General features: G+C 50.9%; 16 protein-coding genes. 14 read left to right on the top strand and 2 right to left on the bottom strand.

Translation table 11 applies throughout. The features are described 5' to 3' along the window. The first annotated feature begins 106 nt into the window (after positions 1 to 106). From urtA to urtE, 5 genes are all read left to right on the top strand, one after another. Complete coding sequence (gene urtA / locus BM200_RS19615) at positions 107 to 1,357, top strand: urea ABC transporter substrate-binding protein (RefSeq protein ID WP_091188341.1); 1,251 nt, start codon at positions 107 to 109, stop codon at positions 1,355 to 1,357. 151 nt (positions 1,358 to 1,508) lie between these two features. Beyond that, a complete protein-coding gene (gene urtB, locus BM200_RS19610) occupies positions 1,509 to 2,414 on the top strand; it encodes an urea ABC transporter permease subunit UrtB (RefSeq protein WP_091188340.1) in 906 nt (301 codons plus the stop codon). A gap of 18 nt (positions 2,415 to 2,432) precedes the next feature. Further along, the gene (gene urtC / locus BM200_RS19605; RefSeq protein ID WP_091188339.1) at positions 2,433 to 3,527 is read left to right on the top strand and encodes an urea ABC transporter permease subunit UrtC; all 1,095 of its coding nucleotides are present in this window, start codon (positions 2,433 to 2,435) and stop codon (positions 3,525 to 3,527) included. Further along, positions 3,499 to 4,275 (top strand): urea ABC transporter ATP-binding protein UrtD, encoded by a 777-nt coding sequence (gene urtD, locus BM200_RS19600; RefSeq protein ID WP_091188338.1) that lies wholly within the window; start codon positions 3,499 to 3,501, stop codon positions 4,273 to 4,275. Before urtC ends, urtD begins: the two co-directional genes overlap by 29 nt. Next, positions 4,253 to 4,954 carry an urea ABC transporter ATP-binding subunit UrtE gene (gene urtE, locus BM200_RS19595; protein ID WP_091188337.1) on the top strand — a complete coding sequence of 234 codons (702 nt, stop codon included), beginning with the start codon at positions 4,253 to 4,255 and terminating at the stop codon, positions 4,952 to 4,954. The genes urtD and urtE overlap by 23 nt, the downstream gene beginning before the upstream one ends. 84 nt (positions 4,955 to 5,038) lie before the next feature. Here the strand turns inward: urtE and BM200_RS19590 are convergent, their stop codons facing one another. Then, positions 5,039 to 5,731 carry a Dph6-related ATP pyrophosphatase gene (locus BM200_RS19590; RefSeq protein ID WP_091188336.1) on the bottom strand — a complete coding sequence of 231 codons (693 nt, stop codon included), beginning with the start codon at positions 5,729 to 5,731 and terminating at the stop codon, positions 5,039 to 5,041. A 164-nt stretch (positions 5,732 to 5,895) separates the two neighbouring features. Here BM200_RS19590 and BM200_RS19585 point away from each other — a divergent pair, with 164 nt between their 5' ends. The 3 genes from BM200_RS19585 to BM200_RS19575 all read left to right on the top strand — a co-directional run bounded on the left by BM200_RS19585 (position 5,896) and on the right by BM200_RS19575 (position 9,300). Continuing rightward, on the top strand, positions 5,896 to 6,525 hold the full coding sequence (locus BM200_RS19585; RefSeq protein ID WP_091188335.1) for a 2OG-Fe(II) oxygenase: 630 nt from the start codon (positions 5,896 to 5,898) through the stop codon (positions 6,523 to 6,525). Positions 6,526 to 6,739: 214 nt separating this feature from the next. After that, positions 6,740 to 8,296, top strand: a complete 1,557-nt coding sequence (locus BM200_RS19580; protein WP_091188334.1) for an ABC-F family ATP-binding cassette domain-containing protein — start codon at positions 6,740 to 6,742, stop codon at positions 8,294 to 8,296. 167 nt (positions 8,297 to 8,463) lie between these two features. Beyond that, complete coding sequence (locus BM200_RS19575; protein WP_091188333.1) at positions 8,464 to 9,300, top strand: RMD1 family protein; 837 nt, start codon at positions 8,464 to 8,466, stop codon at positions 9,298 to 9,300. Between the two features lie 58 nt (positions 9,301 to 9,358). Here the strand turns inward: BM200_RS19575 and BM200_RS19570 are convergent, their stop codons facing one another. Then, positions 9,359 to 9,919, bottom strand: a complete 561-nt coding sequence (locus tag BM200_RS19570) for a hypothetical protein (protein WP_091188332.1) — start codon at positions 9,917 to 9,919, stop codon at positions 9,359 to 9,361. A gap of 93 nt (positions 9,920 to 10,012) precedes the next feature. Here BM200_RS19570 and BM200_RS19565 point away from each other — a divergent pair, with 93 nt between their 5' ends. The 6 genes from BM200_RS19565 to BM200_RS19540 all read left to right on the top strand — a co-directional run bounded on the left by BM200_RS19565 (position 10,013) and on the right by BM200_RS19540 (position 16,873). Continuing rightward, positions 10,013 to 10,606 carry a TetR/AcrR family transcriptional regulator gene (locus BM200_RS19565; protein WP_091188331.1) on the top strand — a complete coding sequence of 198 codons (594 nt, stop codon included), beginning with the start codon at positions 10,013 to 10,015 and terminating at the stop codon, positions 10,604 to 10,606. A 31-nt stretch (positions 10,607 to 10,637) separates the two neighbouring features. Next, positions 10,638 to 11,063, top strand: coding sequence for an SRPBCC family protein (locus BM200_RS19560; protein WP_091188330.1), 426 nt, complete (start codon positions 10,638 to 10,640; stop codon positions 11,061 to 11,063). A 311-nt stretch (positions 11,064 to 11,374) separates the two neighbouring features. After that, positions 11,375 to 12,502, top strand: a complete 1,128-nt coding sequence (locus tag BM200_RS19555) for a hypothetical protein (protein ID WP_139230812.1) — start codon at positions 11,375 to 11,377, stop codon at positions 12,500 to 12,502. Between the two features lie 35 nt (positions 12,503 to 12,537). Next, the gene (gene wsfD / locus BM200_RS19550; protein WP_091188328.1) at positions 12,538 to 14,064 is read left to right on the top strand and encodes a glycan biosynthesis hexose transferase WsfD; all 1,527 of its coding nucleotides are present in this window, start codon (positions 12,538 to 12,540) and stop codon (positions 14,062 to 14,064) included. After that, on the top strand, positions 14,061 to 15,626 hold the full coding sequence (locus BM200_RS19545; protein ID WP_091188327.1) for a hypothetical protein: 1,566 nt from the start codon (positions 14,061 to 14,063) through the stop codon (positions 15,624 to 15,626). The genes wsfD and BM200_RS19545 overlap by 4 nt, the downstream gene beginning before the upstream one ends. Next, positions 15,623 to 16,873 carry a glycosyltransferase family 2 protein gene (locus BM200_RS19540; protein ID WP_091188326.1) on the top strand — a complete coding sequence of 417 codons (1,251 nt, stop codon included), beginning with the start codon at positions 15,623 to 15,625 and terminating at the stop codon, positions 16,871 to 16,873. The genes BM200_RS19545 and BM200_RS19540 overlap by 4 nt, the downstream gene beginning before the upstream one ends. Positions 16,874 to 16,876 lie beyond the last annotated feature (3 nt).

Below are 16,876 nucleotides of genomic sequence, written 5' to 3'. Positions count from 1 at the left end.
TATATTGACGTCAAAAATGCCCGCCCCTATAATGAGGATGCGAACGTTGGAAATGCAATCCAATTTAATGTTCGTATATAGAAAAAAGGAACTGGGGAGTGGAGAGATGAAAAAGAAATGGTTTTATCAGTCGGGGCTTGTTGCAGTTGTGCTTAGTTTACTGCTTGCAGCCTGCGCCAACAATGAGGAACCGGCATCCACGACAACAGAGAGCGGTTCGGGAGCCGCATCCGGCGATGTTATCAAAGTTGGGGTATTACATTCCTTAAGCGGCACGATGGCAATCAGCGAGGTATCCGTTCGTGATGCGGAGATGATGGCCATTGAAGAAATCAACGCAGCCGGCGGCGTGCTTGGCAAGAAGATCGAAGCGGTTCAAGAGGATGGCGCATCCGACTGGCCGACCTTCGCCGAGAAAGCGCGCAAGCTCATCTCTGAAGACAAAGTGGCAACGGTGTTCGGGGGGTGGACGTCCTCCAGCCGCAAAGCAATGAAGCCGGTGTTCGAAGAATTGAACGGGCTGCTCTGGTATCCGGTTCAATACGAAGGCCTCGAAGCCTCCCCTAACATTTTCTATACAGGCGCAACAACGAATCAGCAGATTGTTCCGGCGGTCGATTGGCTGCTCGAGAACCGCGGCAAGAGGTTCTATCTGCTTGGCTCGGATTACGTCTTTCCCCGTACAGCAAATCTGATTATCAAAGAGCAATTGAAAGCGAAAGGCGGAGAAATGGTTGGAGAGGAATATACGCCGCTCGGCCATACCGACTACAGCACGATTATCAGTAAAATCAAAGAAGCGAAGCCGGACGTCGTGTTCAATACGCTGAACGGCGACAGTAACGTGGCTTTTTTCAAGCAGCTGAAGGATGCAGGTATATCGGCTCAAGATATAACAACGCTGTCCGTATCGGTGGCGGAAGAAGAAATCCGCGGTATCGGCGTAGATGTGCTCCAAGGCCATCTGGCTGCATGGAACTACTATCAAACGACGGACACACCTGCGAACAAGACGTTCGTGGAGAATTATAAGAAGAAGTACGGCGAAGACCGCGTAACGGCTGACCCGATCGAAGCGGGCTACACGGCGGTGTACCTGTGGAAGGCTGCCGTAGAGAAGGCGGGCTCGACCGACGTCGATAAAGTAAAAGCGGCGGCAAAGGATCTTGAGTGGGATGCTCCGGAGGGCAAAGTAAAGATTGACGGAGAAAACCAGCATATTTACAAAACGGTTCGGATTGGCGAGGTGCAGTCAGACGGACAGTTTAAAGAGCTATGGAACTCGGGTGATGCGGTTATGCCGGATCCGTTCCTGAAAGGCTACGACTGGGCAGCGAGCATCAAGCCGACTGACTGATCAGGCGGAGATAAGTTAAGCGGCAGTAGTCTGCAACCGGTGATACGGCAAAAGGATGGGGGAGTATTCGACAGATTATTGCTTCGGATACTCCCTTTCCTTATAAGCAGTCCAAGGTTAATCGCGTTAACCATAAAGGAGTTGAAGACATATGGAGGTCATAACGCTGCAGTTGTTTAACGGGCTGAGCGTCAGCTCGATTCTGCTGCTGATTGCGCTTGGCTTGGCGATTACGTTTGGGTTGATGAAGGTCATCAATATGGCGCACGGGGAGCTCATCATGATCGGCGCCTACTCCACGTACCTGACGCAAAATATTTTCAACGACTATTTGCCGAAATCGATGTTCGACTGGTATTTCGCGCTCTCCATACCTGTCAGCTTCCTTATTGCTTTCCTGTTTGGCCTTATCCTTGAAATGAGTCTCATCCGGTTTCTGTACGGAAGACCGCTCGACAGTCTGCTGGCAACATGGGGTGTTGGTCTGGTGCTGCAACAGCTTGCAAGATCAATCTTCGGTGCGCCAAACGTTGCGGTAACGAGTCCGTCCTGGCTTGATGGGGGCGTTACTTTCCTTGGCGCGGTTCTTCCTTACAAAAGGCTGTTTATCATCGGGCTTGTCGCTCTCACGCTGCTTGCGATGTACTTCTATATTTACCGGAGCCTTGAAGGGCGGAGAATGCGGGCGGTTATGCAAAATCGCGACATGGCGGCATGCCTTGGCGTATCGACGCGTCGCGTAGATGCAATGACGTTTGCGATTGGTTCGGGTATTGGCGGCATTGCGGGATGCGCGCTTACGCTGCTTGGTCCAATCGGACCATCGCTTGGCACTTATTATATAGTAGATGCCTTTATGGTTGTGGTCCTTGGCGGTGTTGGCAAGCTGGTAGGTACCGTGCTGGGCGCGCTAGGAATTGGCGTATTCAATACAATGTTCGAATATTGGACGAATGCGTCGCTTGGCAAAGTGCTGGTATTCCTCTGTATCGTTGCTTTCCTGCAATGGAGACCGATGGGATTCGTCGCAATGCGCTCGCGTTCGCTTGATTCATAGAGAGAGGTGGAGAAGCAAATGTTGACCGTGCGAAAATTATCTCCCCAGCGGTTATGGCTGCTCGCCGGATATGCAGCGGCGGCAGCAGCGCTATTCTCGGCTCCGCTATTTTTAAGCGACTTCCGGTTAAATTTGTTGGCCAAGTTTTTGGCGTTTGCGATTGTGGCGTTAGGGCTCGATCTCATCTGGGGCTACACCGGCATTCTTAGCCTGGGGCATGGCATTTTCTTTGGCCTTGGCGCTTATGCGATGGCGATGTACTTGAAGCTTGAGGCAAGCGGCGGAAGGCTTCCGGATTTTATGGGGTGGAGCGGGCTTAGCGAGCTGCCGTTCTTCTGGAAGCCGTTCGAGAGCTTTGGCTTTGCAGTGCTGATGGGAATACTCATACCTGCGGTTTTGGCGCTGTTTCTAGGCTTTTTCACCTTCCGCAACCGGATTCGCGGCGTTTATTTTACGATTCTTACGCAGGCGCTCGTTATTATTACAGCCACGCTGCTTGTTGGTCAACAGGCGTATACCGGCGGGACAAACGGCGTTACGGGTTACAACGATATACTAGGTGAATCCATTGCTTCGCCCGATACGAAGCGGATGCTGTATTGGGTAACAGCAGCTGTTCTGGTGGCGGTGTTTATTGTTTGCCGGTACGTCGTGAAGAGCAGGTTTGGCAAAGTGCTCCGCGCAATCCGTGACGGAGAGAACCGCGTGAGATTTATCGGTTATAATCCGGCGGTTTATCAGATGGTTATTTTCACAATGTCGGCCGCTATTGCGGGGATTGCTGGGATGTTGTTCGTGCTCCATGTTGGCATTATTTCGCCTTCCATGATGGGGATCGTGCCTTCGATTGAGATGGTGCTGTGGGTTGCCATTGGTGGCCGCGGTACGTTGATAGGCGCGGCACTTGGCGCTGTGCTGATGAACTGGGCGAAAAGCGAATTCAGCACGACATATCCGCAAGGGTGGACGTATTTCCTCGGTGGCGTGTTTATCCTTGTAGTTGTCTTTCTGCCAAACGGGCTGGCGGGTCTGGCCAGTAAGCTCAAGCTCAGCAAAACAAGAGAGGTTAGGAGTGAGGCCGAGCATGACGGAATCGAGCATCCTGCAGTGTGATGAGGTGACCGTTGCGTTTGATGGGTTCAAAGCGATTCAGGGCATGAGCCTGCATTTGCAGAAAGAGGAGCTTCGTTTTTTAATCGGACCAAACGGTGCTGGTAAAACAACGATGCTGGACGTTATCTGCGGCAAGGTAAAGCCCACAACTGGTTCAGTTACCTTCAAGCAATCCATTGATATTGCAAAGAAAAAAGAGCATCAGATTGCCGAGCTTGGCATCGGACGTAAGTTCCAAGCGCCGTCGATTTTTCCATCGATGACGGTGTTCGAGAATCTGGAGATTGCCATGCGCCAACGGCGTAGCGTGTTTACGGTGATGTTTGCCCGGATGAAGGCGGAGGAGCGGGAACGTATTGAGCAGCAGCTTGTTATGATCGGGCTGCAGGATAAGGCCGATTGGCGGGCAGGCGGCTTGTCGCATGGCGAGAAGCAATGGCTTGAGATTGGCATGATGCTGCTTCAAGAGCCGGAGGTATTGCTGCTGGATGAGCCTGTAGCGGGGATGACCGATAAGGAAACGGATAAAACGGGCGAGCTCTTGATCGAGATTGCCCGGCATCGTTCGATCGTTGTGGTGGAGCATGATATGGAGTTTGTCCGTAATTTTGCGAGCAAAGTGACGGTTATGCATGAAGGAAGGCTGCTGAAGGAAGGCTCGATGGAAGAAGTGCAGCGGGATGACCGCGTAGCTGAGGTTTATTTGGGAAAAAGGCGGGATGCGGATGCTAGCCGTTCAACAGCTTGAAGCCGGTTACGGGGAAAGCGTCATTCTGCGCAATGTGACGCTGCGGGTGGAGCCGGGGCAGGTCGTCTGCCTGCTCGGGCGCAATGGCGTAGGGAAGACGACGCTGATGAAGAGCATTATGGGCTTGCTCAAGGCACGAAGAGGAGCTGTCGCCTACAATGGGCATGAGCTTACGAAGGCTGCGCCGGGCCGCCGTGCAAGGAGCGGGATTGGTTATGTGCCGCAAGGGCGTGAAATATTCGGACAGTTAACCGTATATGAGAATATATTGGTCGGACTTGAAGCTTCACGCGAGAAGAAGGCAGTGCGGTCGATTCCGGAGGAGGCCATCGCCAAATTCCCGGTGCTTCCCGCGATGTACAGCCGGCGCGGCGGTGACCTGAGCGGCGGACAGCAGCAGCAGCTCGCGTTCGCAAGGGCACTCGCTTCAAAGCCGGATCTGCTGCTGCTGGATGAGCCATGCGAAGGCATCCAGCCTTCGATCGTCGACGATATCCGTGACGTGATTCGATCCATCAAGGCAGACGGCAAGACGTCGATTCTGCTCGTGGAGCAGAGCCTTGATTTCGTGAAGAGCGTCGGCGATTATTTCTATGTGCTGGAAAAGGGCGCGATCGCTTGGGAAGGCGGCTTTGAGGACTTAAGTGACGAAGTGATTAAGAAGTATTTAACGGTGTGAGTCCCCGGGATGATCTCCGATCCGTCTAGAAAAGCACCCTGCAGACTCTGGTTTGCAGGGTGCTTGCGCTTGTCATGCCGCCGCTTATTGTTCTAGCAGCTCCAACGGCAAAAAGGCGTAATCCCCGTTCTTGACTATGTTGCCTTTGCGAACAGGAATAGGGTGCTTGAAGAGCGGGCCATCGATTACGGTGGTATGGAACTCGCCGCCTTCTCCACACGGGTCAATGCCACGAGCTTGCAATTCCTTCACGTAGTCGTGAGTTAACGTTCGTCCCAAATCTTCTTCCCGCATCCCAAGCGTTACATTCACTGTGACCAGAACGGATATGAATCCGAGATCTATAAATTCTTTGACAACCTCATGATGATCCATTTCCCATAGCGGCATTCCAAGCTTTAGGCCGGCTATTTGGGTAACCTTGTCATGCCAGCAATCCTGGACAGGCATATCCAAGTCTCCCGTGACTAACACTTCCGCTCCTTGACGTTTGGCTTGTTCTAGAAGGGTTATAAATTTGGCTTCATAATCGTCCCAGCTTGCAGCCGCAGTAAAAACGGGCAAGCCGATAGATTCAGCTTGGGCGCTGATAAGCTCCGGGGGCATTCCGTGGGATCTGGAACGTTTCCCTTCCTCCTCCATCATGACGATAAGTCCGATTGGTTCTCCAACCTTCATGGATTTATACAGCGCGAGGACGCTATCTTTGCCCCCGCTAAAAGAAGCTATGAATTTATGCCCGTGAGCGCCAGTTTTCCATTTCACCGTTTCTTTCATTCCTATCGTTCTCCTTTATGATCAACTCAGTGAATTGTAACACGACTGCTCCTGAATATGGTTGCTATTAAAGGTATTCCCGATTAGACGGGGAATTACTTAAGTGACTGATATAATGCCTAATCGAATACGTCCTCAGTATTCTATATTGGAGGAACGAGCCGATGACCATTAAAGAGCAGACGATCGTAACGTCTACGGGAAACAAAATCGTAACCAAGGATAAAGAGATTCGTATCGTTGGAAAAATGGATGAACCGCTTATTTTGATCCTGGAAGATGTATTAAGTCACGCAGAATGCGACTTGTTGATTGACTTGGCTACGGCTAGAATGCAACGCGCCAAAATAGGGAACTCTCACGATGTCAGTGACGTTAGAACAAGCAGCAGCATGTTCTTTGAAGAAAGCGAAAACGAAAGCATTGTGCAAGTGGAGTCCCGAATTGCTGAACTGATGAATATCCCTGTCGCTCATGCAGAACCGCTGCAGGTTCTGCGGTATCAACCGGGAGAACAATATCATCCTCATTTTGACTATTTCACAAAAGGCAATGACGTTAATAATCGGATAAGCACGCTGGTCATGTATTTAAATGATGTGGAAGAAGGCGGCGAGACGTATTTTCCTTCTCTTCGCTTTTCGGTAACGCCCAAGAAAGGCAGCGCGGTTTACTTTGAATATTTCTATAACGATCCCCGCCTGAATGAATTAACGCTGCATGCAGGTCATCCCGTAGCAGCCGGAGAGAAATGGGTAGCTACCCAATGGATGAGAAGACAAAGATATCGCTAAATGCTTAAATAGACAAATAGAGCCGGAAATCCGCTGAGGATTCCGGCTCTTTTATGGTTAAAACATAGTGGCATCAATTCCCTTAGGGAATTCTTAGCTTTATCCGCTAATGTCGGGAGTTGGATTGACGGATGTGTGGTACAATGAATCGATCAATTCGAGAGATTTGGGCAAGTACTAATTATGGTATATAAATGAATGGAGATAAAGAACAATGAGTTTGTTAACAGTTGAGCAGTTATCGCATACGTTTGGCGACCGGGTCTTGTTTAAGGATGTGTCCTTCCGTTTGCTTGAAGGCGAGCATATCGGCCTGGTTGGTGCGAATGGTACAGGGAAATCGACACTTATGAATATTTTGACGGGCAAGCTGCTGAAGGACGAGGGCAAGGTGGAATGGACGCCCCGCGTTCGTTACGGTTATTTGGACCAGCACACCAAGCTTGAAGCGGGGAAGACGATCCGGGACGTGCTTAAGGATGCGTTCCTGCCTTTGCTTGTATTAGAAGAAGAGCTTAACGATATTGCTGCGCAAATGGGCGATGCCGATCCGGATACGCTGGAGCAGCTGTTAGTGCGGATGGGAGAAATTCAAGAGGAGCTTGAGATTGGCGATTTCTATCTGATCGACGTGAAGGTCGACGAAATGGCCAATGGTTTGGGTCTTAACGCAATCGGACTTGACCGTGACGTGACGGCGCTTAGCGGCGGACAACGGACGAAGGTTCTGCTTGCCAAGCTGCTGCTTGAGAAGCCGGGCGTCTTATTGCTTGATGAGCCTACCAACTATTTGGATGAAGAGCATATTAACTGGCTGACGAATTATTTGAAGAATTATCCGCATGCTTTTGTTCTAATTTCCCATGAGACCGCCTTTATGAATCAGGTCGTTAACGTGATTTATCATCTTGAATTCACGAGACTGACGCGTTATACCGCCAATTATGAGAAGTTCCTCGAGATGGCCGAGCTGAACAAGGCGCAGCATATTGATGCTTACGCGAAGCAGCAGGATTATATCAAGAAACAAGAAGAGTTTATTCAGAAAAACAAGGCGCGCGCATCGACCTCCGGGCGTGCGAAGAGCCGCGAGAAGCAGCTCGACCGCATCGATCGTATCGATAAGCCGGAGGAAGCGGCCAAACCAACCTTTACCTTCAAGGAGTCGAGAACAAGCGGCAAGACTGTATTTGAAGCACAAGGAATGGTCATCGGCTATAACAAACCCCTCCTGCCCAAGATGGATATGGTCATTGAGCGCGGCGACAAGATTGCGATTGTAGGCTGCAACGGCGTGGGTAAATCCACCCTTCTGAAGTCGATTCTTGGCGTTATTCCGCCGCTCGATGGCAAGACCTACCTTGGCGATTATTTATCGCCTGCTTACTTCGAGCAGGAAGCGAAGGCTCCAACGATGACTCCGCTGGAGGACGTGTGGGATGAGTTTTCTTTCATGAACCAGCATGAGGTTCGGGCTGCTCTTGCCCGCTGCGGGTTGAAAAATGAGCATATTACCCGCCCTCTTAACCAGCTTAGCGGTGGAGAGCAGGCGAAGGTTCGTCTTTGCAAGCTGATGCTGCGGGAGAGCAACTGGATCCTGTTCGATGAGCCGACGAACCATTTGGACATTGTCGCCAAGGCCGAACTGAAGCGTGCGCTGAAAGCCTACAAGGGTACAATAGTTCTTGTCTCCCATGAGCCGGACTTCTATGAAGATTGGGCAACCAAAACATGGGATGTAGAAGCGTGGGCCATGCAGAGCCAGAGATAATACAGCGCAAGACGCAGATGAGAGGGCTGTAACAGGTTATGAGCAAGTAACCTGTTACAGCCCTATTTGCGTTTCTGAAACGGTTCGTTCTGGTTATAAGAAAAGGGGACAGGGAATAATGTGGTAATACACCTAAAATTTCAGTATGACTGAGAAGAGTGATAGAGATGAAGGAAGTTACTTTTAAAGCTTTTGCCATTACCAATGAAATTGATTTGAACCAAATTGCCATCCATTGCGGCATTCCCAAGAAGTATACCTGGGAGCAGCCTCTCATCTTGAGAGGCGACATTCTGGAGTCTATTCTTCAGCAGCAGGTAGATCATTCCCTGCAGGTGCTTGTGTTTTCCTTTGGCAGCATTGTCTTCGTTAATAACTCGCGTCCGCAGGACATCATAGCCTTTCTCAGATACGTACAGACTTTCGAGCCGGATATCGACATCGGGAATGCAGACCGGTACTCCGATGATTACTGCCTTCGTTACGGAGAGAAAGATACGCTGGAGCTGACGGATGAATATGTGGAAGTGCCGGAATTTGAGGCGTTCCACCCGGAACTCATATCTACCGTTCTTGCAAAATCGGTGGCGCTTGAGAAGGTAGAGGAGCAGCTCGGGAAAATTCATGACAAGCTTGAGAACATGATCGAACGGCTGGAGAAAGGAAAGCTGAGAATCGGCAACAAGGAGCTGGCCAGGACAACGGCCATTATCCTTCGTTACGAGTATAACACCCTTGGTTATATCATGATTTTGGATAAGCCCGATATTACATGGAGCAGCAGCCATGCCGGAGAGTTTTACGACAGTATGCTGGAATTTTTCGAGCTTAACGACCGGTATAAAATATTAAAAAGCAAAACAGAGTTTCTGCACCACATCATGGAGGGCTTCTCGACGATCAGTCATTCCATACGGGGTCTATTCGTCGAATGGATTATCGTTATTCTGATTATTATCGAGGTCGTTCTGACGGTTCTGCAAATAGCCGGTGTGCTGCCATAGGTGCGACTTAAAGCGTCGTTAACTAATGATGCGAATGGTATTAAGGAAGGAGCATGGCTTAATGGCTGTGCTCTTTTTTGTCTGCATTTTTTGGCTTGCGGGGCCACATCGTGTAGCTGAAGCTGATCAGGAAATCGATGGCGAGAATGATGGACCACTTTTGAATAACGGACAGCAGACTGGCCGTTCGGTTCTCGTCGTTAATCCATAAAATAATGCCATACAGCAAAGCGCATCCGATAAACCAGGCGAGCAAGTGGAGGAGCCATCCCGTCCTCTCGTTACGCGCATGTTCCTTGCCGGTCTTTACCTTTGGCGCGGGTGGAGGACCTCCGGCAAACCGGTGAGCGAAGCGTACATCCGCCCAGCGGATCATCCGGCTTCCGAATGCAATCGAGACGCCGATATAGATGGCCGCGAGGCCATGGACGAAGCTGGCTTCCCCGCCCTGATGCAAGTCAATCGCAGTCGCCGCAAGCAGAACCAGATCAACAACAGGCGTGCAGGCCAGAAGGACAGCTCCCAATCTCTTGCGCCGCAGCAGGTATCGGCATGCCAAACCCGCAAGCACAAACACCCAGAACGCGATTTCGCAGCCAATAATCACTGAGATGACCATAGAGGTGCAAATCAACTCCTTTTTTAGTACAATCGTATTAATAAGATTATAACACAGTTGTGCTAAAAAATGCCGAAGGATTATAATAGAGCTATGCCTAAAATTGTAGATCATCAAATACGCAAGGAACAGCTGGCGGAAGCAGCCTGGAAGGTGATCCGCCGGGAAGGCCTGGATAAGCTCTCCGTGCGCCGCGTTGCGGATGAAGCGGGTATATCCCTTGGATCGCTGAGGCATTATTTCGAGACGCAGGCCGAGCTCTTGACCTTCTCGATGCGCCTTCTGTCGAAGCGGGTGAATGAACGCATTCAGCAATTAACTTTTACCGAAGACATGCGGCGCAATATGGAGCTGGTTATCGCAGAGCTGCTGCCGCTGGATGAGGAGCGTACGGCTGAAGCAGAGCTGTGGCTCGTGTTTGCCGGGAAGGCGATTTCCGATCCTGCCATACGCGAGTTAAGCCTTGAAGTGCATGACGAGCTGTATGCCGGTTTCCGCAGCATGATCGACAGCTTAATAAAGCTTAATCTAGCGAAGGATGAGATTGACCCCGAAGAGGAGACGAAAACCTTGCACGCCATTGTCGACGGTTTGGTTGTGCATCGGGTAATGGTTCCGGAGCGGATTGAAGCGGGAGAGATGCAGATGGTTGTTTCCCGTCACTTGGATCGGATATTCAAGAGCTGAGCTTATCAATTGGGGAAGGAAGTGCAAAGGCATGGAAGCAAAACCGGTTGGCCTAACGCAAGCAGCAGGTTTTCAGGTAGGCGTTAGGAAAACGTTAGCCGCGGAGAAGGGGCTAATATGGTCTTATTTGATGTCACCCGCCGGGCTGGGTATCTGGCTAGGCAAGATGAATGAGCTGGACCTTGCACCAAAGATGAAATATCGGAGCGAGGATGGAGCGGTTGGCGAGGTTCGGGTTGTAAAGCCGAATGAGCAGATTCGTCTGACTTGGCAGCCAGAGGGCTGGGATAAGCCGTCGACCATCCAGATTCGTTTGATTGACGCAACAGAGGGGCGGACGACCGTATCCTTCCATCAGGAAAATCTGGGTAATCAGCAGACAAGAGCACAGATGAAGAAGCGATGGGAACAATCGCTCGATCAGCTGGCCGGCTATATCGATACACTAAATTCCTGATCGGATAAACAAACCAGAAAAAAAGCGGAAATCAATTCCCTGCCGGGAACTGATTTCCGCTTTTTTCCACTTCTGTTTTATGATTTGAAATAGACCGCAAGTCCGAATGAAATAACAGCGTTTAACCCGGTCAAAGCTCAAAATTTAGTCAATTTTTCTCATATTTTAGCAACATTTATCGGTTATGCTTGAATAAGCACGAGAAGGACTCTTGTTGTTTCCTATAATTGCTACTCGTCTTACCCGTAAATTTACAGGTATGATTATCCCAAATGGTAGAGTGGCGGATCTTATAAATGAGGTTGGTTACGGTGAAAAAACGAATAGGTTTGCTGGCCGCCCTGACAGCCGTTCTGCTGGCGCTGTTCTGGTTTGTTAACGGCAATGGAGACAGCGGGGAAGATGGCGGCACGGCAGTCCCTTCTAACTATGGTGATACGCTTGGCTTTAAGCCGCATCGTCTGGAGCTGCAACGGTTCATTGAGCAGAAGCTTACGGGCGAGGCTGGCGTTTACACCAATTACAAGGAAACCAATGAAGCCGCGGAAGCAGCTACTGGCCATGAGACGCTGAGCGAATCTGCCGGCTTGCTCATGCGTTATTACGCCCTAACCGGGCAAAAGGAAGCTTTCGATGCCGTTTGGTCGCAGGCCAAAAAGACGCTGGCAACGAACTTCGGTTTTAGTTACAGATACAGCCCTTTGCAGGGCAAGAAATATATGGTTAATGCCGTCGTCGACGATCTGCGGATTATCCGCGCGTTACATGAAGCAGAGACGGCCTTTGGAGAAGAATACGGCCGGGATGCCGCTCATTACGGCGATTTGTTGTATAAGCATAATGTCCGGAAGGACAGACTGTTTGATTTCTATGATAGCACATACAGGAAGACCAATGATTTCTTAACTTTGTGCTATACCGATTTCCAATCGATTCGCTTGTTGGAGGTTCCGTCAAAGGATAAGCGGAATTTGGAAGAGAGACTGTTTGAAATCGTCTCTGGCGGGTATTTGTCCGAGGGGTTCCCGTTCTATGAGACCCGCTATAATTACACGACCGGCAAGTACGGTGACCACGAGGGTGAAATAAGTACAATCGAGTCGCTGCTTACGGTGTTGTCACTTGCTGAAATCGGCAAGGAGCGTAGCGCAAGCATTACATACCTGAAGCAGGCAGTGGATGCGGGTAAGCTTTACGGCCGTTACGACCGGAAGGGCAAGCCCGTTACGGATATCCAGTCTACGGCTGCCTATGCCATTGCTGCGATGATTGGTTCGGTGATTGGCGACCGGGAGCTCTATGAGAGCAGCGTTCGCCGCATGGAGCAATTCCGCATCGATGATGTGGCAAGCCCGCTTAACGGGAGCTATGGGAATGCGGCTGCTGAAGAAGTTTATTCGTTCGATAATTTGACGGCTTTATTGGCTTATGCCTATTAAGACTTCATAGGAATGTATGCGGAAAGGGGCATGGCATGATAAAGCTGCTTAAACAAACGATAACGGTATTGGAAAAGTACATATCTCCGGCCTCGCTGGCGGCGTTTGGTGTAGCGCTTGTTTTGCTGATCGAGCTTTTTATTCCGCCTTATATCGGCATGGCTGATAACGGAGACTATTACCGGATTTTGTACAGCAATGGCTTGTACTTTAACGTACCGGATTACACGAGCCAAACGCTCGGATATTTTGTCAAAACTTTCGGAATTTTCCAATACTACAATGAGAATAGTGCGCTGTTATGGTCTTCGCAGACCTTGTTTGTCCGCCTGTCGCTTGCGATCAGTAAGTGGCTTGGATATGATCAGCAGTTCGATATCCGGATTCAGGCAGCGCTTTACAGCGTGCTGTACATCGGTGCCGTGTATTTGTTTGTGAAGGCCGCAGCCTGGAAGGCTTCGCGCCGTGCGGGGTACGGGCTGGCGGCTGCGGCGGTTTTTGTGTTCGGAGACATCGGATATTTGGCGTATTTCAACTCGTTCTACAGTGAGAGCGTTGTGCTGATTATGCTGCTGTTATTGTTCAGCGCGTGTATGCTGCTGTACCAGCGGCAGTACAACGATTATTTTCTGCTCTTCCTGTTTGGTGCCAGTGCGTTAATCCTCACGACGAGTAAGCAGCAAAATGCACCGATTGGCCTGATTGTCGCTATCGTCGCGGTATTGTTCGTTTTCCTGCGGCGGGGGAGGGTATTCCGCACGTTAGCCGGCGTGCAGGCCCTTGTCCTGCTGCTTACGGCAGTAGGTACATATGCCCTCATTCCGGAGCAATTCGTAAACATAAACAAATACCACGCAATGACGAGGGGCGTCCTGATGACGGCGGATAATCCGGAGGAGGCGCTGGATTTTTTCGGCATAGACAAGCAGTTTGCGGTGCTTACCGGCGCGATTTATTATGATCAGTTCTCGCCAATTCCCGTCGAATCGGAGGAGATGCAGGTCCAGTTCCTGGACAAGTACGGCTTTCCTTCCATCGCACGGTATTATCTGACCCATCCCGGTGCGGCGAGCAAGATTTTTGAGACCGCTGCGCGTAATGCTTTTTCAAACCGGACGAAGCTCGGCAACTACGAGAAGACGACGGGCAAACCATTTGGAAAGCGTACGCTGGCCTTTTCCGGATACAGTTATTTGAAAGAACTGGCTGCCCCGAAGACGTCCGGTTTTGTCGTGTTATGGATGGTTGTGATCGCCGGGCTGTACGCGCCTTCGTTCTATAAGGCGGTTAAGGCGCGTGCGCTTCGGAGAGCCCTTCGGCTCCCCATCATCCTGATGATGATGGCGTCTGGGTTATGTGCAATGGGGGTAGCCGTCATTGGCGCCGGAGATGCGGACATTGCAAAGCATGAGTTTTTATTCGCGGCGGCGTTTGATCTGGTTACCTTCTGGACGATTGCCGACTGCGTATGCCGGCGGTTATGGGGGCCAAATGCGCAGAAAAATGCGGGTGAGGAAGAAGACGAGCTATCGCTCGGGCAGCAGCAGGGGGGACATCTATGAGCAGACGGGCAGGAGTAAAGTTTTGGTTGTTATTTTCACTGTGTCTCTGCTTGCCGGCGGCTTTGCTGATCCCGATCCCCGCGGCCGCACAAGAGGAAGCCAAGTCCTCCGCTAATGTGCTGCTTATCTATGACAGCCTCGCGCTTGACACTCCTGCAGCCGGTAACGTAGAAACCTTGCAGCGCCTGCTTCTCTCGCTTGGGATGACGGTAAGGACGATTGCGTCTGACGCCTACGAGCCCGGGATGGCAGGGGAATCCCGGAAGCTGATTACGGTTTGCAACACGGAGGATTTGTGCAGCTCAATCGCGCATGAGGCGGATGGATACACAGGGGACTGGCTGCATATCGGGCCAAATCCCCCCAATGCTCTTCGCGGGAAGCTTGCTTTGCAGACAGAGACCGCATCGAGGCAGTCGCTCAAACTGTCGGTTGGCGGACTCTCAGAGGACCATGTCTTCGTTGACCATCTAGCCTTGATTAGGGAGGGACAGGGAGAGACTTTCGGCCAAATGACTTCCTCCGAGGGCACGTTTGATGCTCCATTTGGTATAAAGGCCGGCGGCTACGCGTATGTCCCTTATTTTGAGCCGGGCAATTTGAGCGAAATGGCGCTCGCGTATGTTCTGCGGTCATGGCTCGGTATAGAGGCATCGGCACAATCGTATTTACTTATTCGGGATGTTACGCCGTTCATCGACCTCGATAGACTGGAGGCGCTCTCGGAGCAGCTGTATGACGCGGGAATTCCGTTTCTGGTCAGCGTAAGCCCGCTGTTCAACAATACGGATTACCCGGCAATGAAGCGATACATGGCCGCTCTGCAAACCGTGCAGTCCTATAACGGGAGCGTGCTTGTCAACGTTCCGCCGCCAACATCCGCGGGGCAGGATCATACGGTGTTGAAGGAGCAGATGGACGGATTCCTGAATCATTTGGCCGAAGCGGGCATCGCCCCTCTCGGAATGACGGGAGAGGTGAAGAGAGCGCAGGAGAAGGCTGGGCGCGAAGCGGGCTTTGCGTTCTCGGGTACGACTGTTTTGTTCCCGAATGAAGCGGCATTCCCCTTCCAATCGGAGACTGTGCTGCCTTTTGCCTCTTCGCCATACAGCCTGCCGGCAGATGTGCTTCTCCAGATTAGCCGTGAGGACAAGATCTGGCCAGCCTTTCCTGTCGATATGGCAGTTACGCTTGATTGGTCTGAGATTGACGTCAGGCAGGAAGAGGTTATTCCATCCGTCGCAGGAAGCTGGCTGCCGTTCGCCGATTTCAAGTCCGGTGAGCATAGCCTGAGCAGCAGCTTGCACAAGGCCGAATCCTTGCAGGGGGCACTGCTCCTCGACGGTAAGTCGGCTGACCTGCAGGACCGGTCGAATCCGGCAGAGGATGCTCTTCAACTTCAGCCGCCCGCACAAAAGGAGAGCTTTCAGTTATTGTTTTCGGTACAGAGCAGGGTCTTGATTGTACTGATTGTTACAACCTTAATGCTGTTCGCCGTTTTCCTCACGGTCGGATACCGTTTTTATAAGAGAAAATATTACAAGTCGGGGGGGAGCTTATGACAATACCGGATATATTAATGGTCATATGCGTGTTATGTATCTGGTCCTTGCTGCTCGTGAATATTGTGCTGATCATCGCCGGCTACTTCTATTACATGAAGCTGGAAAATGAGAAGCCGCCTGAGCTGGTGGGGGAAGAGCCTTTCGTGTCGATTATGGTACCGGCTCATAATGAAGGCATGGTGATTACCAAAACCGTAGAGTCTCTGCTTGCGCTCGATTATCCGCATGACCGGTATGAAATTATCGTCATTAATGATAATTCTTCAGATAACAGCAGCGTTCTGCTTGGTCAATTGCAGGAGAAATACAAGGGCCGCAATCTGATTATCATTAATACCGACAACGTAATCGGAGGCAAAGGGAAATCGAACGCCCTGAATATCGGCTTCACCCGCAGCAAAGGGGAGTTGATCGCCATTTACGATGCCGACAATACTCCGGAGCGGACAGCGCTTCGCTATCTTGTCGCCGAAATTGTGAATGATCCCAAGCTTGGAGCGGTCATAGGCAAATTCCGGACAAGAAACCGGGATCAGAATCTGCTCACCCGGTTTATTAACATCGAGACCTTATCGTTTCAGTGGATGGCTCAAGCCGGCAGGTGGAAGCTGTTCAAGCTCTGCACGATACCGGGCACCAACTTCATCATGCGCCGATCGATTGTTGAGGCTATCGGCGGCTGGGATACGAAGGCGATCGCCGAAGATACCGAGATCAGCTTCCGCATTTACATGATGGGGTACCGGATCAAGTTCCAGCCCAAGTCGGTTACCTGGGAGCAGGAGCCGCAGACGATTAAGGTATGGTTCAAGCAGCGTACGCGTTGGGCGAAGGGGAATATATACGTAATCGTCAAGAACATTCCGCTGCTCTTCAGGCCGGAGGCGCGCAGAATCCGCTTTGACATTCTGTATTTCCTGGCCATTTATTTCTTGCTTGTTACCTCGCTCTTAACGTCGGATTTGCTGCTCATTCTGCATGCTTTAGGCTACGTCCATACGACCATTTCCGGGCTAAGCCTCTATCTGTGGATGCTTGCTGTCACGCTGTTTGTGGTGGGGACGTTTGTCACTCTCATTACGGAAAAAGGAGAAATGCGCCCTTCGAATCTCGGCATCATCCTGCTGATGTACGTCAGTTACTGCCAGCTGTGGATGCTCGTCGCTGCTAACGGGCTGTATCAATATATCAAGGACGTTATTTTTAAACGTGAAGCCAAATGGTACAAAACGGAACGGTTTTGAGAA

It is taken from the genome of Paenibacillus catalpae, assembly GCF_900112695.1.
GTDB lineage: Bacteria > Bacillota > Bacilli > Paenibacillales > Paenibacillaceae > Pristimantibacillus > Pristimantibacillus catalpae.
The sequence above is the reverse complement of the archived record's forward strand: the minus strand, read 5'-3'. Positions and strand labels throughout refer to the sequence as shown.